The organism is Sulfitobacter pontiacus, from assembly GCF_040790665.1.
Lineage (GTDB): Bacteria > Pseudomonadota > Alphaproteobacteria > Rhodobacterales > Rhodobacteraceae > Sulfitobacter > Sulfitobacter pontiacus.
The window spans coordinates 333,664-356,813 of sequence record NZ_CP160849.1; the positions used below are offsets into that span (position 1 = coordinate 333,664).

The window sequence follows — 23,150 nt, forward strand, 5'->3', positions numbered from 1 at the left end:
CGATGGCTTTAGGGCCTGAAATATACGACACACCCGCCGCCGGTTCCCCACGGGACCGGCGGCTTTTTGTGTTTAGCGGCGGCTTCATCACCAACCGACGGGTGCGGCGCATCTTGCAGCTGTCGGGCTATAGCCTGCATCTGGGCATGCCGCGCGACGGGGATGCGATCGCCGTATGGGGCAATGCGGGCACTGCGCATCGTGGGCTGGCCGTCGCATCCCAAAAGGGGCTGCCCCTTGTCCGCGTCGAAGACGCGATGCTGCGGTCGCTGTTTCCCGGTCGCGCAGGCGAGCCGCCGCTGGGGCTCCTGGTCGATCACAAGGGGCTGCATTTCGACTCGGCACAGCCCTCCGAGCTTGAGGACATCCTGACCAGCCACCCGCTGGATGACACGGCTTTGCTGGACCGTGCGCGCGGTGCCATCCACCGCATCACCGAGGCGCATCTGACCAAATACAGCGGGTTCGACACCGCGCACCCCGCACCGGATCCCGGCTATGTGTTGGTGATCGACCAGACCCTGGGTGATGCGTCGGTCGCGGCCTCGGGCGCGGACCGGTCGCGGTTCCTTGAGATGCTGGTCTTTGCCCAGCAAGAGAACCCCGGCGCGCGGATAATCATCAAGACCCATCCGGAAACCGCAAAGGGCTATCGCAGCGGTCATTTCGGGCCTGAGGACGCCAACGACCGCATCACCCTGCTGACTGCCCCCATCAGCCCCTGGACCCTGTTTGAAGGGGCCGTGCGTGTCTATACCGTGTCGTCACAAATGGGGTTCGAGGCGATCTTTGCAGGCCACAAGCCCCGGGTGTTCGGGCAGCCCTTCTATGCGGGCTGGGGCCTGACCGAAGACGAATTCCCCGTGCAGCGGCGGCAACGCGTGCTGACCCGTGCGCAACTTTTTGCAGGAGCGATGATCCTTTATCCAAAATGGTACGATCCGCACCGTGACTGCCTGTGTGATCTGGAAACCGTGATAGAGGCGATGGCCGCGCAGACCCGGGCCTGGCGCGAAGACCACCGGGGCTGGGTCGCCTCTGACATGCGCCTATGGAAACGTCAGCCCTTGCAGCGTTTCTTTGGCCGCTGGTCGCCGGTGACCTACCAGAATGATCCAAAGGCTGCCCGCGCCACAGGCAAGCCCTGGATGGTCTGGGCGTCGAAAGCGACGCAGGCCCATGCCGGTGCCCTGCGGGTCGAGGACGGTTTCCTGCGCTCGCGCGGATTGGGGGCCGATCTGGTGCCGCCCCTGTCGCTGGTCTGCGATGATCTGGGTATCTACTATGACCCGCGCAGCCCCAGCCGGTTGGAACAGCTGATCACGTCGCGCGCCAAAATGCGCCCCGACCAGTCGCGCCGCGCGGCACGGTTGATTGCGGCTCTGCGCGACGCGGGGCTAAGCAAGTATAACCTTGGCGGCGGTGGCGATCTGGACGCCCTGCCCGCCGGACGGCGCATTCTGGTACCGGGTCAGGTGGAGGACGATGCCTCCATCCGTGCGGGCACCGATGCGGTATCCACCAATCTGGCGCTGCTACAAGCCGCGCGCGCCGCGCATCCCGACGCCGTGATCCTGTATAAACCCCATCCCGATGTAGAGGCCGGGCTGCGCCGCGGCGCGATTGACGCAGGCGGGCTGGCGGACCGTGTGCTCACCGATGCCGACCCCATCGCCCTGCTGGCGCATGTGGATGAGGTTTGGACCATGACATCGCTGCTGGGGTTCGAGGCCCTGCTGCGTGGCGTCAAGGTGGTGACCTTAGGTGCCCCCTTCTACGCGGGCTGGGGGCTGACCGAAGACCGCGGCGATATCCCGGCGCGGCGAAGGGCAGAGGTGAGCATCGAAGGTTTGGCCCATGCCGCCCTGATCGATTATCCGCGCTACTTTGATCCGCGCAGCGGTACCGCCTGCCCGGTCGAGGTGGTGGTAGAGCGGTTGGCCTCGGGTGATCTGCCGCGGCGCGGGGTGGCGAACCGGGTGCTGGCGAAGCTGCAGGGCGTGTTTGCCACACAGGCGCATTTGTGGCGGCGGCGATAGCACAGCGGGGCCAGCCCATGTGCCGGTCAGAGGCGGGGGCCAGCCCCCGCGCCCCCGGGATTTTAAGCCATTTGGAAGGGGTTAGGTGGGCGTGTTGCCGCGGGCCCAGATGTGGAGGAGGTCCGGGCCGATGCGCGAAGTTTCGGTCAGGGTGAAGCGCGGGGCCTGTGCCAGACGTTGAAGCTGCAGCGGCGCGATGGCGGGCAAGCCGTCCGCGCCAAGGGCCAGACCCGCCGTAAACCCGACGAGTTGATCCACGAGATCCGCCTTTAGCAGCGTCGCAGCCAGTCCGCCGCCCCCCTCGCAGAAGATGCGTGTCAGACCGTGGCGGCCAAGCTGCCGGAGCATGTCATCGGCGTCGATCTGGCCCATCTTTGGTGTGCAAGAGATCAGCGTCGCGCCAAGGCTTTCCCAGGTCTCGATCAGCTCTGCCGGGGCCTTGGGGCCGTGGCAAAGGATCAGGGGGATGTCATTGGCGGTTCTGGCGAGCGCGCCATTCAGCGGGATGTCCAGCCCGTTCGACACAACAATCCTCGTCGGCTGGCGCGTGGTGCCAAGGTCGCGCACGGTCAAGCTGGGGTCATCCTGCCGCGCCGTGCCACCGCCCACCATGACCGCGTCATGACGATTGCGCATGGCATGGACCACGCGGCGGGCGGGCGGGGCTGTGATCCACTGGCTTTCGCCCGACGCGGTGGCAATGCGACCGTCAAAGCTGCTGGCGAGTTTGAGCGTCACCATCGGGCGGCCTTCGTCGACACGCAGGAAAAAGCCAAAATGATCCGCGCGGGCTTCATCTTCGAGCACGCCCACGTCAACGATAATGCCCGCAGCACGGAGGATCGCAATGCCCTTGCCGCTGACGCGTGGATCGCTGTCGGTGCAGGCGATCACCACGCGCGCAGGCTTGGCGGCGACAAGCGCATCGGCGCAGGGCGGCGTCTTGCCGGTATGAGCGCAGGGTTCGAGGGTGACATAGACCGTCGCCCCCTGTGCCGCCGGCCCGGCCTGACGCAGCGCTTGGGGTTCCGCATGGGGCCTGCCGCCCGGCTGGGTCCAGCCACGCCCGACAATGCGGCCTTGCTGCACGATGACGCAGCCCACGGCGGGATTGGGCCAGACAGCCCCCTGCCCGCGCCGGCCCAGCGACAAGGCCAGCGCCATAAAGCGCGCGTCGTTAGACATGCTTATTCGTCCGCAGGGGTATCGGGCCGCAGTTCCTGCACGAATTTATCGAAATCATCTGCCGCCTGGAAGTTCTTGTAGACGCTGGCAAAGCGGACGTAGGCGACGGTGTCGATGCGGGCCAGTGCCTCCATCACGATCTCGCCGATTTGTTTCGATCCGACATCGGTTTCGCCCATGCTTTCCAAACGGCGCACGATGCCGCTGATCATCTGATCGATCCGTTCGGGATCAATCGGGCGTTTCTGCATCGAGATCCGGATGGAGCGTTCCAGCTTGTCACGGTCGAAATCCTCGCGCTTGCCCGAGGTTTTGACGACAACCAGATCGCGCAGCTGTACCCGTTCATAGGTGGTAAACCGGCCCCCGCAGGCGGGACAGAAACGGCGACGGCGGATCGAAACGTGATCCTCGGCCGGGCGGCTGTCTTTAACTTGGGTGTCGATATTTCCGCAAAACGGGCAGCGCATAGCCGGTCCCCTTATCTTAAACCTGCTCAATAGGGGGTGAAACACCCCCATTCCCCAAAACTATAGGACCAACGCGAGGTTTTGGGTAGGGGCGAAATGCCCATCTATATGTTGTAGCGGGGAAAACTGCCCTGAACTTTGGCTGATACCATGCGTTGTTCCTGCAAGACGACTGATCTGAAAGGAATTCACTATGACCAAGACGCTTTTCATCACCGGAGCCTCAAGCGGGATCGGCGCAGCCACCGCCCGCGCTGCTGCCAAGGCCGGTTGGAACGTCGGGCTTTTCGCCCGCAGCGAAGACAAGCTGAAAGATCTCGCGCGCGAGATCGGGGATCAGGCGCTGGTGCTGGCCGGCGACGCCACGCAATACGACGATCAGGAACAGGCCATGAGCCGCCTTGCGCAAAAGTTCGGGCAAATCGATGCTGTCTTTGCCAATGCAGGACGGGGGACATCGCCGGGCGGCACCGAAAAGGGAGACCCGGACGACTGGAAATCGATGATCGATCTGAACGTGACGGGCGCGCTCTATACGGCCCATGCCGCGATGCCATATCTGCGCAAGACCACGGGGCAGTATGTTGTGACCGGTTCCGCCGCAGGACGCCGCCACATCAAGGGGTCGATCTACGGCGCGACCAAGTTCTTTATCCACGGCTTTGCGGGCAACCTTGCCGACGAAATGGCGGAATGGGGCGGGCGCTGTATGGTTGTCTCTCCCGGGATGGTGGACACGGCGTTCTTTGACGAAGCCAAGCCCGACAAGCTGAAACCAGAAGACGTGGCATCGGCCGTGATGCACGCGCTAGAGGCACCGGCCCACGCAGCCGTGCGCGAGATCCACCTGATGCCGGTGGATTGAGTTCAGGCGAAATGCACCGCGATGCGTCTGCTATGGGGCGCGTCGCGGTGTTCGAACAGATAGATGCCTTGCCATGTGCCCAACACCATGCGGCCTGCAACCACGGGGATGCTGAGCGTAACGGGCAGCACTGCCGCCTTGATATGCGCGGGCATGTCATCTGGTCCTTCCAGCGTATGCCGGAGGTAGGACATTGACGGGTCGTCCGCAGGTGGCACCAGACGCGAGAAATATGCCAGCAGATCGCGCTGCACATCCGGGTCCGCGTTTTCCTGAATAAGCAGCGAGGCGGAGGTATGGCGCAGAAACAGTGTCACCAACCCGTCAGAGCGTTGCCCTGACAGCGCCTGATGCACCTGATCCGTCACCTCGTAGAGCCCCTGCCCGCCGGTCTTGACCGTAAACTCGCTGTTCATTCCGCCCGCCTTGTGCTGATGGGTCAGGCTAGCCTCAACGCCCGGGCGATTGCAAACCACCGCAGAGCGTGATCCCGTGGCTGATGGTCATGGCCGACCCGGCCTTGGTCAAGGATCCGCCCAAGATCACGACGGGCGACGGGGTCAGCCCCGCGGGATCCAGCGTGAAGGTGACACCACCATCTCCGCCAAAACCACGCGCGCGCGGCTCGCTTACATACAGCTTCTGACTGTCCTGCGCGCCCATTTCGCGCAGCGCATAATCCGCCGCGGCACACCAATGCCCGCGCGCACCAAAGCCGGTGCTGCCGCTGATATGCACGCCGCCCTCGGTCGGTGTGAAAGTCAGACGGTCATTCGGCACATAGGCCTGTGCGAAGGCTGGGGTCATTGCCAATGCGGCCAGTACGCAAGCGGTGGTCAGGGTTTTCATTGTGGTATTCCTAGTTTTCAAAAGTCTTTAAGTTCAAGGATGTAGTCCTTGCAGAACTGGATGGCGTGGCCCACGGGCAGGGCCTGACCCGCGTTGCGCACCGATACCGAATAGGATTTGAACGCAGGCTCCGACAGCTCTGCATCATTCAGGGTAAAGACGACGCCCGTGCGCCCTACCCCGCTGATAGATGGCCCGCGCGGCGACTTGACGTAGATCTCAGCGGCGCTTGGCGTGCCCAGCCTTTCCTCGGCAAATTCGGCGGCGGCACACCACATGCCCCGGGCCCCTTCGCCATGATCCTCGATCACCTCGAAGGATGCGTCCGACAGCGGGATGACCTGCAGCTCGTTCACCGCGGTAAAGGATTGCGCAAACGCGGCGAGCGGGGCGGCAGAGAGAATGGCGGCAAGGGCAAGACGTTTCATGGCGGCTCCTGTTTGGTGCGTGGTTCACAGATAGGCTGCGCGGCGGGATTTTGAATTCACAGCTTCGAGATCGTCGCTTCAGCCCATGAAAAAAGGCGGGTGCCTGAACACCCGCCTTTCAAAACTCTCGCGATCAAGCGCTTACTGATCGAGGAACGACCGCAGCTTGCGCGACCGGCTTGGGTGCTTGAGCTTGCGCAGCGCCTTCGCCTCGATCTGACGGATACGTTCGCGGGTCACGCTGAACTGCTGGCCGACTTCTTCCAACGTGTGGTCGGTGTTCATGCCGATGCCGAAGCGCATCCGCAGCACACGTTCCTCGCGCGGGGTGAGGCTGGCCAGAACCCGTGTCGTGGTCTCCTTGAGGTTTTCCTGAATGGCGCTGTCGAGCGGCAGCACGGCATTCTTATCCTCGATGAAATCACCAAGCTGGCTGTCTTCCTCGTCACCAATAGGCGTTTCAAGAGAGATCGGCTCCTTGGCGATCTTCATCACCTTGCGCACTTTCTCAAGCGGCATCTGCAGTTTCTCGGCCAGCTCTTCCGGCGTCGGCTCGCGGCCAATCTCGTGCAGCATCTGGCGACCGGTCCGAACCAGCTTGTTGATCGTTTCGATCATGTGGACCGGAATACGGATGGTGCGCGCTTGGTCGGCGATGGAACGGGTGATCGCCTGACGGATCCACCATGTCGCATAGGTCGAGAATTTATAACCGCGACGGTACTCGAACTTGTCGACGGCCTTCATCAGGCCGATGTTGCCTTCCTGAATAAGATCAAGGAATTGCAAGCCACGGTTGGTGTATTTCTTGGCGATCGAGATCACGAGACGCAAGTTCGCCTCGACCATTTCTTTCTTGGCCTGACGGGCCTCTTTCTCGCCCTTCTGAACCTGCTGCACGATGCGGCGGAATTCAGAGATATCAAGACCGACGTATTGACCCACCTGCGCCATATCAGCCCGCAGCTCATCCACCTTGTCAGAGGACCGTTCGATGAACATCTGCCAGCCGCGACCGGACTTCTCGGCCATCCGCTCCATCCAGTTGGGGTCCAGCTCGTAGCCGCGATAGGCGTCGACGAATTCCTTGCGGTTGATGCGCGCCTGGTCGGCAAGCTTCACCATCGCAGAGTCGATCTGCATGATGCGGCGGTTGATGCCGTAAAGCTGGTCGATCAGCGCTTCGATACGGTTGTTGTGCAGGTGCAGGTCGTTGACCAAAGCCACGATCTCGGAGCGGACGCGCTGGTATTCTTCCTCATCGGTCTTCGAAAAGGTGCCGTCCTCGTTCAGGGTGGCCGAAATCCGGCTGTCCTGAATTTGGCTCAACTTGACGTAGTCATCAGCAATGATGTCGAGCGCTTCCAGCACTTGCGGCTTCAGCGCGGCTTCCATTGCGGCCAGCGACATGTTGGCCTGTTCATCATCATCCTCGTCGTCGTCATCGTTCGAGATCGGGTTGCCGTCGGCGTCAACTTCGCTGGTGCTTTCGGCGGGCTTTGTCTCGGTGCCCGCGGTTGGCACGACCGGAGTCGTTTCCTCTTCGTCGCCCATCTGGGTGCCGAATGTCGCCTCGAGGTCGATGACATCGCGCAGCAAAATGTCTTCGGACAAAAGTTCGTCGCGCCAGATCGTGATCGCCTGGAAGGTCAGCGGGCTTTCACACAGCCCCGCGATCATCGTGTTGCGCCCTGCCTCGATCCGCTTGGCAATGGCGATCTCGCCCTCACGGCTCAGCAGTTCAACCGATCCCATCTCGCGCAGATACATGCGAACGGGGTCATCCGTGCGGTCCAGCTTTTCGGACGTGCCAGAGGACAGCGCCACATCACGGTTGCTTTCCGTGGTCGCAATTTCGGTCCCGCCCTTGGCGTCTTCTTCTTCGGCTTCTTCGTCCTCGATCACGTTGATGCCCATTTCGGACAGCATCGACATCACATCCTCGATCTGCTCCGAGCTGACCTGGTCAGGGGGCAGAACGGTGTTCAGCTGATCGTAGGTGATATAGCCCTTTTCACGGGCTTCGCCGATCATCTTTTTGACGGCGGCTTGGCTCATATCAAGCGAATGGCCGGCATCCTGGTCGTCAGACTTCGCGTCTTCGTTCGTGTCTTTGGCGGCCATGAAATTTCCTCCAGCGAATGGGTACGAATCACGTGACGTGATTCGGTTGTTCGAATCATGCGGGGTTCTGGGTGATTCTTAAACCCGTTACCCTGTATTTTGTTAAACATCCCGGCGAAAAAGCCACGCCGGGTTCATTTTTTGTCTTTCGCATCACCCTTCAGGATCGACCCCAGCAATGCGTCAAAAGCGCTGCGTTCGTCCCGGCTGATGTGGGCACCGTTCTCGGCAATGTCGTATTCTGCGGTATCTTCCTGCCCGCTGCGCTGTGCGCGATCAGCGTTGCGTGCCGCTTCGCCCAACCGCCATGTCAGCCCTTCATCCGCGGTGCCGGTCAGATCTTCGACCGCATCGGCAATCTCTTCGTCCAGCCCGCGCACGGCTTCCAGCTTGCCCAGTTCTTCGGCGACAGTCATGCGCGTCTTTTCCAGGTTGCCAGGGCTTCGGATGCAGGGCGTGATGGCTACGTGGCGTTGCGACAGCATGTTTTCAAGGGTGTACTCCCCCACTGCGTCATAAATCTTTTCGCGCAACACCGCCGGATCGTGATGTACATGGCGCAACATCAAATCGCGGATACGCCCGTGATCAGGGTCCTGACACCGCATCGCGGCCAGCCCGTTCTCGAACTCTTCCACCAGCTGCGGACAACCCAGCAGGGCCATCAGGATCACCGCCTCGCGCAGATGCTCCGTCGCTCCCAGCCCGGCTGCGGTCACCAGAATGGAGGATTTCGCACTAGGGGATGGCCCCTGCGGCGCGGGGGCCCATTTACCACCACCGGAGGCGCGCGCGACGGGGCTAAAATCTCTCTTGGCCTTTTGCGGACGGAAGAGCTGCCAGCGCAGATCCTTGATTTCCTGGCCATAATGGCTGCGGATCGACGGGTCTTTGATCATCATGATCTTTTCGCGCAGCGCCTTGTCCAACCCTGCCTTACGCTCGGGGCTGTCGAAAACGCGACCGTCGGTTTCGCGCTGCCAGAGCAGACGCACCATTGGCATCGCGTTATCCAGTAGCTTTTGCAACGCTGGCGCCCCGTGCGCGCGGAGCAGATCATCCGGATCCTGCCCGTCAGGCATCACGGCAAAACGCAAGGATTGCCCCGCCTCAAGCAGCGGCAGCGCCAGATCGATCAAGCGCATGGCCGCACGTTGACCCGCCGCATCCCCGTCCAGCGTGATGATCGGCTCGGGCGAGATACGCCACAACATCTGCAGCTGGCTCTCGGTGATCGCCGTGCCCAAGGGGGCCACCGCCGCACCAAAACCGGCCTGCACCAATGCAATCACATCCATATAGCCTTCGGCCACGATCAACGGCTTGCCCTGCCCTGCCGCTGTCCGCGCATCGCGCACGTTATAGAGGCTGCGGCCTTTGTCAAAAAGCTCCGTCTCGGGGGAGTTCAGATATTTGGCGTTGTCACTCGGGTCCATTGCCCGCCCGCCAAAGGCAATCGGACGCCCCCGCGCATCCCGGATCGGATACATGATCCGGCCCCGGAATGTATCATAAGGCCGCCCGCCCTTGGACGAAGGCTTTGCCAGCCCCGCCCCAAGGATCAACGCATCCTCGACATTCTTGGCTTTCAGGTGGTCCCAAAGCCCTTGCCACTGGTCCGGCGCGAAGCCGATTTCCCATTGCTCCAAGGCCTGCGGCGTCAGCCCGCGCCCGGCAAGATAGTCGCGCGCGGCCCCTGCCGCAGCGGTGCGCAGCTGCAGCCGGAAATACTGCACCGCCAGCTCCATTACCTCGGCCAGCTGAGTGCGCTTATCCGCCTTCTCCTGCGCGCGCGGGTCTTGTTTGGGCATGGGCATCCCGGCCTCACGCGCCAGAATCTCTACCGCTTCCATAAAGCTGACATTCTCGGTCTCGCGCACGAAAGAGATCGCGTCTCCCTTGGCGTGACACCCGAAACAATAGTAGAATCCCTTGCGGTCATCGACGTGGAAGCTGGCGGATTTTTCTTGGTGGAACGGGCACGGAGCCCACATATCGCCCTTGCCCTGATTGGACTTGCGCGGATCCCACACCACTTTGCGCCCCACCACCTGTGACAGGCTGGCACGGCTGCGCAGTTCATCCAAAAATCCAGGGGGCAGGCTCATACTGTTTTATATTGGGTCGGCAGGGCCAAAGTCCAGCACCCAAAGCCTGCGCGACGGGCTTCATTTTGCCGGATAAACTCCGGGGGGATCGTCCGTCAGGGCGATGGGGGCTGGCCCCCGTCTTACCGCCCCGACAGGGACTACGACACGATCAAACGACGCGCGCGGGCTTCACTGGCCCAAACACATTTCGTTCCAGGCGGCAGAAAGGTCGTTGCCCTTCACGTCGCGCATTTTCATTTCATAGACCCAAGGGGCGACCAGCGGGACAACCGCGTCATAGCGATCGGGCCATTCGGGGTTCTTGGAGGCGATGTGATCCGGCACGTCACGCTCTTTCACGCGGTCGATCCGCGCTTGCCGGACGGCCTGCACGACATCAGCCTGATATTGGCAATCGGTTTCAGCGCTGGTGGCGGCGAAGACAGGCGCGCTGGACGTCGCCAGTGCTGCGGCAATCATGAGTTTACCAAATTTCATCGTCACATCTCCTAAATGTTTCTTTGCAAGCCCGCCGCCCTTCCACTGCCTGCGCCGTTTAAAGTTAAAGGCTGCAGCGGACACGAGAGCGGGTGCTCATGGCGCAGGAACCTAGCCAGCCCCCGTTGGAATACAAGTGACAGAGCGGTTTTCCGCAGTACACGCTTGCGCGGTTTGGCGCGTCTTTGCCGAAAGCCGCTGTCACAGCGGCTTTCGGGGAACTTTTCAGGGGCGCAGCACAGGGCCCGCGCGAGGTTACAGCCCCTTTGCGCGGTAGCTGGCGGCGACCTTTCCGATGCTCACCAGATAGGCGGCGGTGCGCAGGTCTTCGACATCGTCGCGGCTGTGCCAGACTTCCGCCATCGACCGGTAGGCGTCGCTCATCGTGTCGTAAAGACCCGAGCGAACCAGCTCAAGCTCCCCGGCGCCCCGCAGGTATTTATCCTTGAAGTTCGGGCTTAGCTGCCAGCCGACGCCGCTATCGGCGCTCAGACGTTCCAGCTCGTCCACCAACAGCTGGTGGCGGCTTTCCTCGTTGCGGCGCTGCATACGGCCAAAACGGATGTGGCTCAGGTTCTTGACCCATTCGAAATATGACACCGTCACACCGCCGGCGTTGGCATACATGTCAGGGATGATCACGACGCCCTTTGCACGCAGGATATCATCGGCACCGGCGGTTACGGGGCCGTTGGCGGCTTCGACGATCAGCGGAGCCTTGACGTTATGCGCGTTGGTCAGGTTAATCACCCCTTCCAGCGCCGCAGGGATCAGGATGTCACAGTCCGCTTCCAGCAGCTTGGCACCGTCTTCTTCAAGGGGCGCATCTGGATAGCCCTTGATCGTACCATGCATGAAAATCCAGCGGTGCACCTCTTCTACATCAAGACCACGGTCATCGAACAAAGCGCCGTCGCGTTCAATGATCGCGGTGATCTTGCAGCCATCCTCTTCGCTCAGGAACTTGGCGGCGTGGTAGCCCACATTGCCCAAGCCCTGCACCACGACGCGTTTACCGTCCAGCTCACCGCCCAGACCGGCCTTTTCCATCCCCTTGGTGTCGCGGAAGAAAGCGTGCAGCGCATATTGCACGCCGCGGCCCGTCGCCTCGGTGCGGCCATGGATGCCGCCCGCGTTGATCGGCTTGCCCGTCACACAGGCAACCCCGTTGATGTCCGTGGTGTTCATGCGCTTGTACTGATCCGCGATCCAGGCCATCTCGCGCTCGCCCGTGCCCATGTCGGGGGCGGGAACGTTTTGCGCGGGGTTGATCATGTCGCGCTTGATCAGCTCGTACGCGAAACGGCGCGTGATCAGTTCCAGCTCGTGTTCGTCATAGTCGCGCGGATCAATGCACAGCCCGCCTTTGGAGCCCCCGAACGGCGCTTCGACCAGCGCGCATTTATAGGTCATCAACGCCGCCAGCGCCTCTACCTCGTTCTGGTTCACCCCGGGGCTGTAACGGATGCCGCCCTTGACCGGCTCCATGTGTTCGGAATGGACCGAGCGATAGCCGGTGAAGGTCTGGATACCGCCGCGCAGGCGCACGCCGAAACGCACCGTGTAGGTCGCGTTGCACACGCGAATCTTCTCTTCCAGACCCGGCGACAGGTCCATCAGGGCCACCGCCCGGTTAAACATGATGTCGACGCTATCGCGAAAGCTCGGTTCGGTTCCGGGGTTCATTCTACGCTCCTAAATTGGCTCTGCGACCCTGATGCGGGCCGGTTCATCGCCTCGCCTTTTGAACATGGCACCTGCGTCAAGCAAAGCTGTAAATCACCATATTTCGAAGTTTTCGCACAAATTTTAATCAGTTTGAAAACTTATCGCCCAAAGCGAGCAATCACGGCACACAAGACAAGCCCTGCGCGAAGTTTCCTGACAGGGGACAGTCCGGCTGCTCCGGCGGGATCTGCCCCAAAAACGGTCTGAGTATACACTTTTTTAAACGTATTTCGCCCTATTTCGGCCAACTTCACCCCGCATATCTGCTGGCAACGCCGATCCGCTCGAAATGCGTCTGTCGCATGGGTCGCACGAATAAGGACATGGAAATGCCGGTGAACGATACAGTGAGTAAATGGGTAACCCTCCCCCTGCGCAAGCGGCTGACGCGGTTCGCCCGTGAAGACGACGGGCTGGTGACGATCCTCGCGCTTTTCATGATCATGATGATGATCGCCGTGGGTGGCATCCAGCTAGACTTCATGCGCCACGAGATGGAACGCTCGCGTCTGCAAGCTGTGTCGGACCGTGCCGTTCTGGCCGCTGCCGATCTGGATCAGATGCGCGACCCCAAAACGGTGGTGGAAGACTACTTTGCCAAATCGGGCATGACCGAGTTTCTGTCGAATGTCGTGGTGGATGACGGTCTGAACTTTCGCACCGTGACGGTCGACGCAAGCAAGGACATGGACACCCAGTTTATTGGCCGCTTTGGTTTCCCCACGCTCGAAGTGCCCGCCCATAGTCAGGCGGAAGAACGCGTTGCAAAGGTCGAAATCTCGCTCGTGCTCGATATCTCGGGCTCGATGGCCACCAATAACCGTCTGGGCGAAGTACAGAATGCCGCCGATATCTTTCTGGACACCGTGCTGAAGGACGAGAACCAAGACCTGATTTCAGTCTCCCTGGTCCCCTACTCGGAACAAGTGAACGCGGGCCCGTTGATCATGGACCGTATGAACGTGAACAGAAAGCACGACTATTCCCACTGCATTGATTTCGACAATGGCGACTTTGATTCAATCGCGATGAATAGCAGCACCCGGTATAACCAGATGCAGCACTTCCAGTGGAACTACGATGGCCGCAACAACTACCGTGACGATACGGTTTGCCCACGCTACGATTACGAGCGTATTACCCCGTTTTCACAAAACAAACGCACGTTGAAGAACCAGATCGATGATCTTGTACCGCGCGCTGGTACGTCGATCTTCCTTGGCATGAAATGGGCCGCGGCGATGCTTGATCCGGCGTTCCGGGACATCAACAACTCGCTGGTGAATGCTGGCTATGTCGACCGTGAATTCTACAACCGCCCCGCGAGCTATACCGATTCAGAAACGCTTAAGACTGTTATCCTTATGACGGACGGCGCGAATGATAACTCGTACCGTATCCGCAGTAACTACTATGACAGCGACAGCGAATACGTGCACTGGAACAAATACAACCTTTGGTGGTATCTTCGCCGAGAGGTGGACTCACGCTATTGGGGCTACTTCTACTATCACAAGTACAACAAAACGCTGGGGAACACCTTGCTGTCGAATATCTGCGACGCCGCCAAAGCCAAGCGGATCGTGATCTGGTCCATCGGGTTCGAGGTCGATGACGAAGACGTGCCCGCGATGCAGGATTGCGCCTCCTCGCCCAGCCACTTCTTCCGCGTCGAAGGCGTCGAGCTTTCCGAAGCCTTCCGCGCCATCGCCCGCCAGATCAACCAGTTGAGATTGACCCAATGATCGCCCGCATTTCACAAGCGCTGCGCCGGTTCCGCCGGGGTGAGGATGGCGCAGTTGTCCTGATCGAATTCGTGATCCTCTTTCCGGTCATCTTCGGCATGTTCCTCGCGTCGGTCGAGGTCAGCCTTTATTCCCTGCGGCAGTTCCACCTGAACCGCGGGCTGGAAACGGCAGTACGGTATATCCGGCTGAACACACGCACGACGATCACCCACGACATGATCAAAACGATGATCTGTGACAACGTGGGCTATATCGGCGATTGTAAGGATACCCTGCGCCTTGAGATGGTGCTGGTGAACCCGCGCAACTTCGCCGCGATGAATGCCTCGCCCGACTGCGTGGACAAATCCCTGCCCGTCAAACAGGAACGCGGCTTTACCCTTGGGGCGCAGCACCAGCTGATGCTGCTGCGGGCCTGCGTCAAGTTCGATCCGATGCTGCCGGGCAGCGCTATGGGCTTCAAGTTCGAAACCGATGGCGCGGGTCAGGGCAGCATGTACGCTGTATCCTCCTTTGTGCAGGAGCCAAGCTAATGGTTATCTCTTATCTCAAACGCCGTGTACTGGCGCGCTTTCTGCGCGATCAGGACGGCAGCGCCTCGATCGAAGCGGTGATCATGATGCCCATGGTTTTCTGGGTCTATCTGGCGATGTTTACCTTCTTCCAAACCTATCAGGAATATTACACCAACCAGAAAGCGGCCTATACCATCGGCGATATGATCTCGCGCGAGACGCTGCCGATGGACACTGCCTATATGGACGGCATTCAGGATCTACTGGATTATATGACCCGTTCCTCGGGTGAAACGACAGTGCGCATCACCTCGGCGAAATACGATCAGAAGAACAAGCGGTTCCTGCTGCATTGGTCCCGCGCCCGCGGCAGCCTGAGCGACGCGACCCAAGCGGATGTGACCGGCTGGACGGATAAAATCCCGGAACTGGAGGATGGTGAATATATCACCGTCACCGAGACATGGACGTCATTTGCCCCACCCTTCAACATCGGGCTGCCGGTGCAAGAGGTGAAGAACTTCGTCTTTACCCGTCCGCGCTACGCCCCTTGGGTGCTTTACTCGGACGGGGCGTAAACGCCGACGATCACGACAGAAAGAAAAGGCCCGCGGCGATCTGCCTGCGGGCCTTTTGCTTAGGATCGTTCTGCCATCATGGCAGAGATGATCTCGGACATGAACTTGGTCTGACTGCCGGGGGTCATGCCGCCGACACCGATGCGTCGGCCAATCCGCCACCACAGGCCCGGGCGCCAGATGCGGTCACCGCCTGTACCCGGCTTGGTGCGCAATAGAAAACCGTTAGACGGCTTGAACGCGAACACGCCGCGATCCAGCCCGATGATGTCTTCGACCCGTGCAATCACCGTACCGTCGCTGTCGCGCAATTCGGTGGCCGTCAGCTCGATCGCGCCCGCGGTTGCGCGGCGCATCTTGTCAGCCATCCAAAGCGCCAGCCCCCCCATTGCCAGCAAGAACACCTGCCAGCCCAGACCGGGCGACGAGGTGAACGCGACGTAGATCAGGAACAGCCCCAATATCCCAAGCGCCGTCAGGCCAATGGCCCGCCGCCCAGAGGAGGCACGCGTGGTGGCAAGAACTTCGTTTGGATCGTTGAATTCAGGGAGCATGGGGCGCGACTTTCGTTAAGGTCGCTTTGCCTACCGCGCCGGGCGCGCATTTGGCAAGCCCGCGCCGCGCAATCCCGCATCGCAGCCCCTGACCGCTTGGGCCAGTTGCCAGCCTATTGACCGGCCTTCGGAGGCTTTGCGCCGTCGCGTTTGCCCTTTTTGCCGCGCTTGAGCATTTCCTCGACACGGTCGGCATAGGCTGCACGCTCGGGTGCCGACATCTGAGCCAACTCGGCCAGCCATGCGTTTTGAACGGTCTGCTGAACGGTCAGCGTGGCGTCGCGTTGCAGGTCCAGCACGCGGCGTGCCTCTGCGGGGTCAAAGGGCTCTGCGCGGATGGCTGTCAGCGCCTCTTGGTACAATGCGCGGCGTGCGGCACGGCTGACGGATTTATCCTCGCGCCCCTTGCGCGCATCGGCAAAGACGGCGCGGCGGCGTTCTTCGGGCAGCGCCATGACGTAGGGCGTGCCATAGTCGCGCATGTGCCGCATCGCGCCACCATGCGGCCCGTCAAAGCGATAGGCCGCCCCCGCAACCAGCCCCAGCACCAGCAGGTTCACCCCCAGCGACAGCCCCAAGGCCCACCGCAGTGTCTTCGTGCTTTTGAATGCAAAGCCTGCCATTTTCTATCCCTCGTCCAAGTCCCAGCCGAACGCCGTCAGATCTGACGTATAGGTGTCCAGCGATGCCGCATCGGCGACAATGTAGTCGTCGCCGCCGGTGATGATCTGCGTCGCGACATCCGGCAGGCCGCTTGGCGGGGCGACCCCGATCCAGAACCCGACAGCCGTTGCCGTGATCAGCCCGCCCAAAGCAGGTGCGCCGCCGATGGCGCGCCAGAACCCACGCCAGCCCCCTATCGCAGGGGCGGGCTGTGCCGCCAGCGCATCGGCGATCAGCCGGTCCATCATACCGGCAGGCATCTGCGGCGGGGTCGCCCGCGCCTGTTCGAAATGCGCCTCTAGCGTATCTGTTTCACGTTTTGTCATCATCGTATCCCAAGGCGTCACGTCGTGCGCCCAAAAGTTTCGCCAAAGCCCGTTTGCCCCGTGCGGTCAGGCTTTCAACCGCTTCGACCCCGACATCCAGAATGGTCGCGATCTCGGGGTTCGCCAACCCGTCTATGTGGCGCAGCACCACCGCCTGCCGCTGCCGCTCGGGCAATCTGTCCAGCGCCGCTTGCAAGGCATCCTCGCGCGCCGTGCGCTGCAGCCGTGCCTCCGCGCTTTCGCTCGGATCGGCGGGTTCCGCGATGTCCTCAAGCGGGACACCCCGGCCGCGTTTGCGCAGCCGGTCGGTGCACAGGTTGGCGGTCACACGGTACAGCCAGGTGGTCACCTTCGCTTCGCCATCGCGCCAATCGGGTGCGATCTTCCACAGGCGCATCAGCGCGTCTTGCGTCACGTCTTCAGCCTCGGCCGCGTTGCCCAGAATGCGGAAGGCGTGACCAAAGATGCGCGGTGTCAACTGGAGCGTCAACAGCCGTGCCGCCGCCGCATCCCCCTGCACATAGCGGTGCAGCAAGGCGCGTTCGGGATCATCCACCCCGTCGGCATCCGTCGTATCGTGCATATCCATCAAACCGGAGGTAGCCTTTGCGGGCGCACCGTTCAAGCGCGCCCGCATGCTTGCCTTATTCCGTTGCAGCCGCGTCGCCGTCATCGGACTTGTCGTGCTTCATGTGTTTGCCGGGTTTACCGTGCCCGTCCTTGCCGCCATGACCACCGCGTTTGCCGTGATGCTTGCCACCCATACGGGCTTTGGCGAACTCTTCCGCGCTCAGCGATCCGTTCTTGTCGGTGTCCAGCTTCTCGATCATCTTCTCGGGGCTATGACGCCCGGCCATTTCTTCCATCGACAGCTTGCCGTCTTCATTGGCGTCCATGCGCTTCATCATCTTGTCATGGCGCTTGGCCATCCGGTCGCCTTTGCCTTTGCCCATGGCTTCAAGCTCGGTCGCGGAAAGCGACCCGTTGCCGTCGGTGTCCAGCTTCTCCAGCAGGCGCTGGCTGCGCTCGGCGTGGCGTGCCTTGGCTGCGGCGGCCAGTTCATCCTGTGTCAGGAAGCCGTCGCCATCCGCGTCAGCAGCAGCGAAACGTGCCGCGGCGTGGGCTTTCATTTCTTCGGCAGTGACTTCACCGTTCATATCGGTGTCCAACTGGACAAAGTGGCTTTGCTTGCCGCCCTCTGCCTTATCCGCATTCTGCGCGACCAGTGTCGTGCCGCCCAATGCGATCAACCCGCTCAAGAGTGCGATCTGAAGATTTGCTCGTTTTGTCATCTGTTTCTTCCTTTGGTGATCTATCTAACGCCCGCCGTTTTCAGCGTGGCGATACCGGTTCAAACGACAGCCGCCCGTCATTCCGTCGCAAAAAATGTGAAAAAGTTTTGGGCACCCCTGCGCGGGCTTTGCGACATGGCGACGCAACTGCCCCGAGATCCCTTTATTTCGCGGCGTTTTGGCCGCATGTAGGATGGGAACAAGGAAGCCCAGATGACTGACCAGACCGTAAATATGCCTCACGTAGACACAGATGAACGCAGCATGAAGAAGTCCCTGCTGCGCGGCTGGCGGCGTAAATGCCCCAACTGCGGGGCCGGTCCGATGCTGAAAAGCTATCTGAAGGTCAATGATACCTGCACCGTCTGCGGCCAAGAACTGTTCCACCACCGCGCCGATGATGGGCCGGCCTATCTGACGATCCTGCTTGTCGGGCACCTGCTGGCCCCGGGGCTGCACATCGCCTTTGTGGTCTGGCGCCCCGAACCGCTGACGTTGTTTACAATCTTTTCGGTTGGCTGCGTCGGATTGTCCCTCTACCTTCTGCCCAGACTGAAAGGAGCCATGATCGGCTTCCAATGGGCAAAGCGCATGGGCGGGTTCGGCAGCACCAGCTGACCGGCACCCCAAAAGCCCCGCTAGAAAAACAGGATATGGGGCAAGGCGATGACCATCGACAAAAGTAAAATCCGCAACGCAGCCACGGTGATCGTGATCCGCGACCGGCATACCGCGCCGCGGATCCTGATGGGGCAGCGTGGTGCGACGGCAGCCTTCATGCCCAATAAATTCGTCTTTCCGGGCGGCGCGGTCGATCTGGGCGATGCGCAGGTGCCGCTGGCCAGCATGGTGGATGAAACCTGCCAGAACCGTCTGGCCGAAGACGCCGATGGCAGCCTTGCACATGCCTTGGTGGTGGCCGCGATCCGCGAGCTTTGGGAAGAGACCGGCCTGATCCTTGGCCAGAAAGGCGCATGGGAGGGCACGCCCCCTGCCGACTGGCTGACCTTTGCACAGCGCGGCTATCTGCCCCACGCGGCCCCGCTGCAATTCGTTTTCCGCGCGCTGACGCCTCCCGGCCGTCCGCGCCGCTTTGACGCGCGTTTCTTTCTGGTCGATGCCGAGGATATCGCCACCGATCTCGACAATTTCGACGACGCCTGTGACGAGCTTTCGCATCTGCAATGGGTGGCCCTGTCGGACGCGCGCAAATTCGACATGCCCTTCATCACCGAGGTGGTGCTGGCCGAAGTCGAGGCCCGCGCGCGGCAGCTTGACCCGCCCGCCTCGGTTCCGTTTTTCAAGAATAACGACGAAGAAAGCCTGTTCCTGCGTTTGCGCGGGCGCCCGATGCCAAGCTAGGCGACCATCACCAGCATCAGGATCGACGCGATCAGCACCGCCATGCCTGCCGCCTCACGGGGGCTGATTTTCTCGCGGAAGAACAAGGTGGACGCCGCGACGCTCAGGATCAGCTCTACCTGACCAAGGGCTTTGACATAGGCCGCGTTCTGCAAGGTGAAGGCGATGAACCAGCACAGCGATCCGCCCATCGAGGTCAGCCCGATCCAGACCGCGACCCGGCGCGCGCGCCAGACATCGCGAATCTGCCCCGGTTCGCGCAGCCGCAGATACACCGCCATGATCAGCGATTGCATCGTCACCACCGCCGCAAGGGTCACGCCTGCGCGCAGCACCGGCAGATCGGTCTGCACCGCCAGCGACGCCCCGCGGTAGGACACGGCTGACACCGCGAAAAGCGCGCCTGACGCGATCCCCAGCCCCGCCGCGCGATTGCGCAGGTCGCGCAGGTGAAAGCCCTTGGCCTCTGCCCCGCCGGACAGCAGCAACAACCCGACCACGCCAAGGGCAATCGCGGCGAAACCGGTGGCGCTGACGCCCTCGCCCAGAATGATCCAACCCACCAGCACCGTCAGGATGACTTCGGTCTTCTTGAAGGTGATGCCCACAGCAAAGTTGCGCTGTTTGAATAATAGCACCACACAGACCGTCGCGAGGATCTGCGCCGTGCCTCCGACCACCCCATGCACCCAGAACCCCGGCCCAAGCGGCGGCAGGGGGGGCGCGCTGAGCGCCAGATAAGCCGCGAGCCCCAGTAGAATAAAGGGCGCGGAATACAGAAACCGCGAGAACGTCGCCCCCGCCGCCGACAGGGTCGCCGTGGCGAGGTATTTTTGCAGCATGAACCGCCCGGTCTGAAAGACCGCCGCGGCCAGCGTCACGAGGATCCACAGATCCGGCAGCGTGTCAGCCATGGGCGCGGCCCCCGATCACCGTGGCGCGCCCACATAGCGGCCCACGCCCTCGGGCATCGGCAAACCCGCATGAGCTTGGGCAAAGCGCGTCAACGCCGCCGCGATCTTCGGAGACGGATCAGAGGGTTTGCGGGTTTCAAGGCTGACATGCAGCAAGAAGTGTTCCCCCGTGGCGAGCAGCCGGTCGCCTTCGTACATCTCGTGCCACAGATGCATTTTCTTACCCGCTCCCAGCAGCACGCGGGTGCGTATGTCGATCACCGCGCCTGCATGCACTTCGTCCACGTGGCGGATATGGGTCTCAGCAGTGAAAAAGCTCCCGCCCGAGGCAATATACGCCGCGTCGCAGCCGATAAGCTCCATGAAACGGTCGGTCGCGTCGGCGAAGGCCTGGAGGTATTTCGCCTCGGTCATGTGGCCGTTGTAATCGGTCCAGTCCAGCGGCACGGCACGATGGACGGTGGGCACCGGCTGGGACGGGTCGTCGATATCCGCCGCTCGCGCCTCAAGCACGGTGCCTGCGCGCAAGGCCGCTTCGTGCTGTTTCATCAACTGTCCTGCGCCCCAATCCTGCTGCTTCAGCGCCCGCATCATCGCGACCAGATTATTGTCGCGGATGCGTTCAAGGTCGCGGATGCCATAGGCCCCCGACTGCGCGTCCGATTGCCCCGCGATCAGATCAACAAGGGTCTCGTCAAAATCGGGCACATCCATCAGCTTGGTCCAGGGCCATTTCAATGCCGGACCGAACTGCGACATGAAATGCTTCATCCCCGCTTCGCCACCGGCAACGCGATACGTCTCGAACAGGCCCATCTGCGCCCACCGGATGCCAAAGCCATAGCGGATGGCGTCGTCGATCTCTTCCGTGGTGGCGATGCCGTCCTTGACCAGCCAGAGCGACTCGCGCCAGACAGCTTCGAGCAGACGGTCGGCCACATGGGCGTCGATCTCTTTGCGCAGATGCAGCGGGTACATCCCAAGCCCCGTCAGCAGTTCCTTGGCGCGGTCTACCAGCGCGCCGTCCTGCCCCTCGGCCGGGACCAGTTCAACCAACGGCAAAAGGTAGACGGGGTTGAACGGATGGGCGACCATGATCTGATCGGGGCGCGTGCTGCCCGCGCGCAGTTCTGACGGTTTGAAACCCGATGTCGACGATCCGATCACCGCCTCTGCATCACAGGTGGCCTGAATTTCGGCGAGTGTGCTGTGTTTGACCTCAAGCCGTTCGGGCACGCTTTCCTGTATCCACACGGCGCCCTCCACCGCCTCGGCGATGCTGGAGCAAAACCGGAGCCCCCCTTCGGCGGGCAGGGCGACATCGGTCAGACCGGGCATGGAGCGGCGGGCGTTTGCCAGAACTTCGGCGATCTTGCGTTCGGCCTGCGGGTCGGGGTCGAACACCTGTACCTGCCAGCCATTTAGCGCAAAACGCGCGGCCCATCCGCCGCCGATCACACCACCGCCGATGATTGCTGCGATTTTGGTCATTGTCGTATCCTCAGCTGGTCCGTGTCATAGCCGTTAAAGTCCAATATCTCGCGCGCGGCGGCGATCCGGTCCGCACCGCCGCTGGCGCTGCGGTCAAGGATCCAGCCAAAGTCACCAGCGGGATTGCCGACCACCGCGGTGCGGAACCCTTCGTCGACCCAAAGCACCCAAAGCGTGCGCGTGCTGCCATCGGGGCGCGAGAGCGCATAGCGCCCCTGCCCCTGCTTCTGCGCCAGCCACAGCGTCCCCCCGTCGCCACAGCCGACCTGTGAGCACAGCTGGAATGCGGGGCCCTGCGTCGTCTCGACCAAGGCCACCTGCGCCACGCCGTCGCCAAAGCTGTCGCGGACCAGCCACGCCCCTTTGAATCGCGCCGCGTCATAGCGGCTGGTCGCGCCAATCAGCGCTTTGCTATCCCGCAGGCCCTGCACGGTATCAGGGGCCCGAGCCGCGCATCCGGCCAGAAGCGCCAGCGCCAGAGCCAGCAGCGCGCGCTTCATGCGGCGGCCCGTTTGGTCAGGCCAAGCTGTTCGCGCACCTGCGCCGGGCCGATGACCCGTGCGCCCATATTCTCGATGATCGTTCCGGCGCGTTCGACCAGCTGCCAGTTTTCCGCCAGAACGCCCTTGTCGAGCCAGAGGTTATCCTCGAGCCCCACGCGCACATTGCCCCCCGCCAAAACGCTGGCGGCGACATAGGCCATCTGGTGACGCCCCAGCCCGAAAGCGCTGAAGGTCCAATCGTCCGGCACGTTGTTCACCATCGCCATAAAGGTGTTCAGATCATCGGGGGCGCCCCAGGGCACGCCCATGCATAGCTGCACCAATGCAGGGCTATCCAGCACCCCGTCCTTGACCAGCTGTTTGGCGTACCACAGATGGCCCGTATCAAAGGCCTCGATCTCGGGCTTCACGCCAAGCTCGGTCATCATCCGGCCCATGGCGGACAGCATACCAGGCGTGTTGGTCATCACGTAATCGGCTTCGGCAAAGTTCATTGTACCGCAATCAAGGGTGCAAATCTCGGGCAGGCATTCCTTGATATGCTGCACCCGTTCCGCCGCGCCGATCATATCGGTCCCGGCCACAGGGGGCAGCGGCTGCTCGGTCGAGCCAAAGACGATGTCGCCGCCCATCCCCGCTGTGAGGTTCAGGATCACGTCCACCTCTGCCTCGCGGATGCGCTGCGTCACCTCGCGGTACAGATCAAGCCGACGGCTCGGCGCGCCTGTCTCGGGGTCGCGTACGTGGCAATGGACCACCGCAGCCCCCGCCTTGGCCGCCGCAATCGCGCTGTCGGCGATCTGTGCGGGCGACCGTGGCACATGGGGGCTGCGGTCCTGACTGCCCCCCGACCCCGTGACCGCGCAGGTGATAAATACGTCCTTGTTCATGGTGAGAGGCATCAGAATCTCCTTGGGTTCAGGGCCGG

25 protein-coding genes are annotated in these 23,150 nt (G+C 61.8%); 7 read left to right on the forward strand and 18 right to left on the reverse strand.

Going from position 1 to position 23,150, the window contains the following annotated elements; translation table 11 throughout:
- Nucleotides 1-2 precede the first annotated feature (2 nt).
- The gene (locus AB1495_RS01525) at nt 3-2,039 is read left to right on the forward strand and encodes a capsular polysaccharide biosynthesis protein (protein ID WP_074634570.1); all 2,037 of its coding nucleotides are present in this window, start codon (nt 3-5) and stop codon (nt 2,037-2,039) included.
- An 81-nt stretch (nt 2,040-2,120) separates the two neighbouring features.
- Here AB1495_RS01525 and ribD read toward each other — a convergent pair whose 3' ends face one another.
- Together ribD and nrdR are read right to left on the reverse strand one after the other, a co-directional pair.
- Entirely contained in the window at nt 2,121-3,224 is a 1,104-nt protein-coding gene (gene ribD / locus AB1495_RS01530; RefSeq protein ID WP_074634571.1) for a bifunctional diaminohydroxyphosphoribosylaminopyrimidine deaminase/5-amino-6-(5-phosphoribosylamino)uracil reductase RibD, read from the reverse strand.
- Between the two features lie 2 nt (nt 3,225-3,226).
- Nucleotides 3,227-3,694: a transcriptional regulator NrdR gene (nrdR, locus tag AB1495_RS01535; RefSeq protein ID WP_005849229.1), complete on the reverse strand. Its 468-nt coding sequence runs from the start codon at nt 3,692-3,694 to the stop codon at nt 3,227-3,229.
- A 193-nt stretch (nt 3,695-3,887) separates the two neighbouring features.
- On the opposite strand from nrdR, the gene AB1495_RS01540 reads away from it, so the two are divergent.
- Nucleotides 3,888-4,559: an SDR family oxidoreductase gene (locus AB1495_RS01540; protein ID WP_074634572.1), complete on the forward strand. Its 672-nt coding sequence runs from the start codon at nt 3,888-3,890 to the stop codon at nt 4,557-4,559.
- 2 nt (nt 4,560-4,561) lie between these two features.
- Here AB1495_RS01540 and AB1495_RS01545 read toward each other — a convergent pair whose 3' ends face one another.
- The 7 genes from AB1495_RS01545 to AB1495_RS01575 form a co-directional block, all read right to left on the reverse strand.
- Complete coding sequence (locus AB1495_RS01545) at nt 4,562-4,975, reverse strand: secondary thiamine-phosphate synthase enzyme YjbQ (RefSeq protein ID WP_074634573.1); 414 nt, start codon at nt 4,973-4,975, stop codon at nt 4,562-4,564.
- A gap of 34 nt (nt 4,976-5,009) precedes the next feature.
- Nucleotides 5,010-5,408: a hypothetical protein gene (locus tag AB1495_RS01550; protein WP_074634574.1), complete on the reverse strand. Its 399-nt coding sequence runs from the start codon at nt 5,406-5,408 to the stop codon at nt 5,010-5,012.
- A 17-nt stretch (nt 5,409-5,425) separates the two neighbouring features.
- Nucleotides 5,426-5,836 (reverse strand): hypothetical protein, encoded by a 411-nt coding sequence (locus AB1495_RS01555; protein ID WP_074634575.1) that lies wholly within the window; start codon nt 5,834-5,836, stop codon nt 5,426-5,428.
- A 141-nt stretch (nt 5,837-5,977) separates the two neighbouring features.
- Nucleotides 5,978-7,960 carry an RNA polymerase sigma factor RpoD gene (gene rpoD, locus AB1495_RS01560; RefSeq protein WP_005849238.1) on the reverse strand — a complete coding sequence of 661 codons (1,983 nt, stop codon included), beginning with the start codon at nt 7,958-7,960 and terminating at the stop codon, nt 5,978-5,980.
- A gap of 134 nt (nt 7,961-8,094) precedes the next feature.
- Nucleotides 8,095-10,068 carry a DNA primase gene (gene dnaG / locus AB1495_RS01565; RefSeq protein ID WP_074634576.1) on the reverse strand — a complete coding sequence of 658 codons (1,974 nt, stop codon included), beginning with the start codon at nt 10,066-10,068 and terminating at the stop codon, nt 8,095-8,097.
- 171 nt (nt 10,069-10,239) lie between these two features.
- Nucleotides 10,240-10,548, reverse strand: a complete 309-nt coding sequence (locus tag AB1495_RS01570; protein ID WP_005849241.1) for a hypothetical protein — start codon at nt 10,546-10,548, stop codon at nt 10,240-10,242.
- A gap of 255 nt (nt 10,549-10,803) precedes the next feature.
- On the reverse strand, nt 10,804-12,234 hold the full coding sequence (locus tag AB1495_RS01575) for a Glu/Leu/Phe/Val dehydrogenase (RefSeq protein ID WP_074634577.1): 1,431 nt from the start codon (nt 12,232-12,234) through the stop codon (nt 10,804-10,806).
- A gap of 344 nt (nt 12,235-12,578) precedes the next feature.
- Here AB1495_RS01575 and AB1495_RS01580 point away from each other — a divergent pair, with 344 nt between their 5' ends.
- Genes AB1495_RS01580 through AB1495_RS01590 form a run of 3 tightly spaced genes read left to right on the forward strand, consistent with a single transcriptional unit; the run spans nt 12,579 to nt 15,117 of the window.
- Complete coding sequence (locus AB1495_RS01580) at nt 12,579-14,021, forward strand: TadE/TadG family type IV pilus assembly protein (RefSeq protein ID WP_074634578.1); 1,443 nt, start codon at nt 12,579-12,581, stop codon at nt 14,019-14,021.
- Complete coding sequence (locus AB1495_RS01585) at nt 14,018-14,557, forward strand: TadE/TadG family type IV pilus assembly protein (protein WP_005849245.1); 540 nt, start codon at nt 14,018-14,020, stop codon at nt 14,555-14,557. The genes AB1495_RS01580 and AB1495_RS01585 overlap by 4 nt, the downstream gene beginning before the upstream one ends.
- Complete coding sequence (locus tag AB1495_RS01590; RefSeq protein ID WP_074634579.1) at nt 14,557-15,117, forward strand: TadE/TadG family type IV pilus assembly protein; 561 nt, start codon at nt 14,557-14,559, stop codon at nt 15,115-15,117. The genes AB1495_RS01585 and AB1495_RS01590 overlap by 1 nt, the downstream gene beginning before the upstream one ends.
- Nucleotides 15,118-15,176: 59 nt before the next feature.
- Here AB1495_RS01590 and AB1495_RS01595 read toward each other — a convergent pair whose 3' ends face one another.
- The 5 genes from AB1495_RS01595 to AB1495_RS01615 all read right to left on the reverse strand — a co-directional run bounded on the left by AB1495_RS01595 (nt 15,177) and on the right by AB1495_RS01615 (nt 17,952).
- Complete coding sequence (locus AB1495_RS01595; protein ID WP_005849249.1) at nt 15,177-15,671, reverse strand: hypothetical protein; 495 nt, start codon at nt 15,669-15,671, stop codon at nt 15,177-15,179.
- Between the two features lie 113 nt (nt 15,672-15,784).
- Nucleotides 15,785-16,294 (reverse strand): periplasmic heavy metal sensor, encoded by a 510-nt coding sequence (locus tag AB1495_RS01600; protein WP_074634580.1) that lies wholly within the window; start codon nt 16,292-16,294, stop codon nt 15,785-15,787.
- A gap of 3 nt (nt 16,295-16,297) precedes the next feature.
- Nucleotides 16,298-16,660: a hypothetical protein gene (locus AB1495_RS01605; protein ID WP_244268803.1), complete on the reverse strand. Its 363-nt coding sequence runs from the start codon at nt 16,658-16,660 to the stop codon at nt 16,298-16,300.
- Nucleotides 16,647-17,333: an RNA polymerase sigma factor gene (locus tag AB1495_RS01610; RefSeq protein WP_074634582.1), complete on the reverse strand. Its 687-nt coding sequence runs from the start codon at nt 17,331-17,333 to the stop codon at nt 16,647-16,649. The genes AB1495_RS01605 and AB1495_RS01610 overlap by 14 nt, the downstream gene beginning before the upstream one ends.
- Nucleotides 17,305-17,952: an EF-hand domain-containing protein gene (locus AB1495_RS01615; protein WP_074634583.1), complete on the reverse strand. Its 648-nt coding sequence runs from the start codon at nt 17,950-17,952 to the stop codon at nt 17,305-17,307. The genes AB1495_RS01610 and AB1495_RS01615 overlap by 29 nt, the downstream gene beginning before the upstream one ends.
- Before the next feature lie 213 nt (nt 17,953-18,165).
- Between AB1495_RS01615 and AB1495_RS01620 the strand changes: the two genes are divergently transcribed.
- Entirely contained in the window at nt 18,166-18,570 is a 405-nt protein-coding gene (locus AB1495_RS01620) for a DUF983 domain-containing protein (RefSeq protein WP_005849256.1), read from the forward strand.
- A 48-nt stretch (nt 18,571-18,618) separates the two neighbouring features.
- A complete protein-coding gene (locus AB1495_RS01625) occupies nt 18,619-19,314 on the forward strand; it encodes an NUDIX hydrolase (RefSeq protein ID WP_009825059.1) in 696 nt (231 codons plus the stop codon).
- Here the strand turns inward: AB1495_RS01625 and AB1495_RS01630 are convergent.
- The 4 genes from AB1495_RS01630 to AB1495_RS01645 are packed head-to-tail and all read right to left on the reverse strand — an operon-like array spanning nt 19,311 to nt 23,124.
- Nucleotides 19,311-20,228: a DMT family transporter gene (locus tag AB1495_RS01630; RefSeq protein ID WP_074634584.1), complete on the reverse strand. Its 918-nt coding sequence runs from the start codon at nt 20,226-20,228 to the stop codon at nt 19,311-19,313. The two genes, AB1495_RS01625 and AB1495_RS01630, sit on opposite strands and share 4 nt — an antisense overlap.
- 15 nt (nt 20,229-20,243) lie before the next feature.
- Nucleotides 20,244-21,719: a carnitine 3-dehydrogenase gene (locus AB1495_RS01635; RefSeq protein WP_074634585.1), complete on the reverse strand. Its 1,476-nt coding sequence runs from the start codon at nt 21,717-21,719 to the stop codon at nt 20,244-20,246.
- Nucleotides 21,716-22,219 carry a lipocalin family protein gene (locus AB1495_RS01640; RefSeq protein ID WP_074634586.1) on the reverse strand — a complete coding sequence of 168 codons (504 nt, stop codon included), beginning with the start codon at nt 22,217-22,219 and terminating at the stop codon, nt 21,716-21,718. The genes AB1495_RS01635 and AB1495_RS01640 overlap by 4 nt, the downstream gene beginning before the upstream one ends.
- Nucleotides 22,216-23,124: a 3-keto-5-aminohexanoate cleavage protein gene (locus AB1495_RS01645; protein ID WP_074634587.1), complete on the reverse strand. Its 909-nt coding sequence runs from the start codon at nt 23,122-23,124 to the stop codon at nt 22,216-22,218. The genes AB1495_RS01640 and AB1495_RS01645 overlap by 4 nt, the downstream gene beginning before the upstream one ends.
- Nucleotides 23,125-23,150: the final 26 nt, after the last annotated feature.

Coding starts and splice junctions, on each gene's coding strand:
- AB1495_RS01525 (WP_074634570.1), top strand. CDS start 3: ATGGCTTTAGGGCCTGAAATATACGACACACCCGCCGCCGGTTCCCCA.
- ribD (WP_074634571.1), bottom strand. CDS start 3,224: ATGTCTAACGACGCGCGCTTTATGGCGCTGGCCTTGTCGCTGGGCCGG.
- nrdR (WP_005849229.1), bottom strand. CDS start 3,694: ATGCGCTGCCCGTTTTGCGGAAATATCGACACCCAAGTTAAAGACAGC.
- AB1495_RS01540 (WP_074634572.1), top strand. CDS start 3,888: ATGACCAAGACGCTTTTCATCACCGGAGCCTCAAGCGGGATCGGCGCA.
- AB1495_RS01545 (WP_074634573.1), bottom strand. CDS start 4,975: ATGAACAGCGAGTTTACGGTCAAGACCGGCGGGCAGGGGCTCTACGAG.
- AB1495_RS01550 (WP_074634574.1), bottom strand. CDS start 5,408: ATGAAAACCCTGACCACCGCTTGCGTACTGGCCGCATTGGCAATGACC.
- AB1495_RS01555 (WP_074634575.1), bottom strand. CDS start 5,836: ATGAAACGTCTTGCCCTTGCCGCCATTCTCTCTGCCGCCCCGCTCGCC.
- rpoD (WP_005849238.1), bottom strand. CDS start 7,960: ATGGCCGCCAAAGACACGAACGAAGACGCGAAGTCTGACGACCAGGAT.
- dnaG (WP_074634576.1), bottom strand. CDS start 10,068: ATGAGCCTGCCCCCTGGATTTTTGGATGAACTGCGCAGCCGTGCCAGC.
- AB1495_RS01570 (WP_005849241.1), bottom strand. CDS start 10,548: ATGAAATTTGGTAAACTCATGATTGCCGCAGCACTGGCGACGTCCAGC.
- AB1495_RS01575 (WP_074634577.1), bottom strand. CDS start 12,234: ATGAACCCCGGAACCGAACCGAGCTTTCGCGATAGCGTCGACATCATG.
- AB1495_RS01580 (WP_074634578.1), top strand. CDS start 12,579: ATGGGTCGCACGAATAAGGACATGGAAATGCCGGTGAACGATACAGTG.
- AB1495_RS01585 (WP_005849245.1), top strand. CDS start 14,018: ATGATCGCCCGCATTTCACAAGCGCTGCGCCGGTTCCGCCGGGGTGAG.
- AB1495_RS01590 (WP_074634579.1), top strand. CDS start 14,557: ATGGTTATCTCTTATCTCAAACGCCGTGTACTGGCGCGCTTTCTGCGC.
- AB1495_RS01595 (WP_005849249.1), bottom strand. CDS start 15,671: ATGCTCCCTGAATTCAACGATCCAAACGAAGTTCTTGCCACCACGCGT.
- AB1495_RS01600 (WP_074634580.1), bottom strand. CDS start 16,294: ATGGCAGGCTTTGCATTCAAAAGCACGAAGACACTGCGGTGGGCCTTG.
- AB1495_RS01605 (WP_244268803.1), bottom strand. CDS start 16,660: ATGACAAAACGTGAAACAGATACGCTAGAGGCGCATTTCGAACAGGCG.
- AB1495_RS01610 (WP_074634582.1), bottom strand. CDS start 17,333: ATGACGGCGACGCGGCTGCAACGGAATAAGGCAAGCATGCGGGCGCGC.
- AB1495_RS01615 (WP_074634583.1), bottom strand. CDS start 17,952: ATGACAAAACGAGCAAATCTTCAGATCGCACTCTTGAGCGGGTTGATC.
- AB1495_RS01620 (WP_005849256.1), top strand. CDS start 18,166: ATGACTGACCAGACCGTAAATATGCCTCACGTAGACACAGATGAACGC.
- AB1495_RS01625 (WP_009825059.1), top strand. CDS start 18,619: ATGACCATCGACAAAAGTAAAATCCGCAACGCAGCCACGGTGATCGTG.
- AB1495_RS01630 (WP_074634584.1), bottom strand. CDS start 20,228: ATGGCTGACACGCTGCCGGATCTGTGGATCCTCGTGACGCTGGCCGCG.
- AB1495_RS01635 (WP_074634585.1), bottom strand. CDS start 21,719: ATGACCAAAATCGCAGCAATCATCGGCGGTGGTGTGATCGGCGGCGGA.
- AB1495_RS01640 (WP_074634586.1), bottom strand. CDS start 22,219: ATGAAGCGCGCGCTGCTGGCTCTGGCGCTGGCGCTTCTGGCCGGATGC.
- AB1495_RS01645 (WP_074634587.1), bottom strand. CDS start 23,124: ATGCCTCTCACCATGAACAAGGACGTATTTATCACCTGCGCGGTCACG.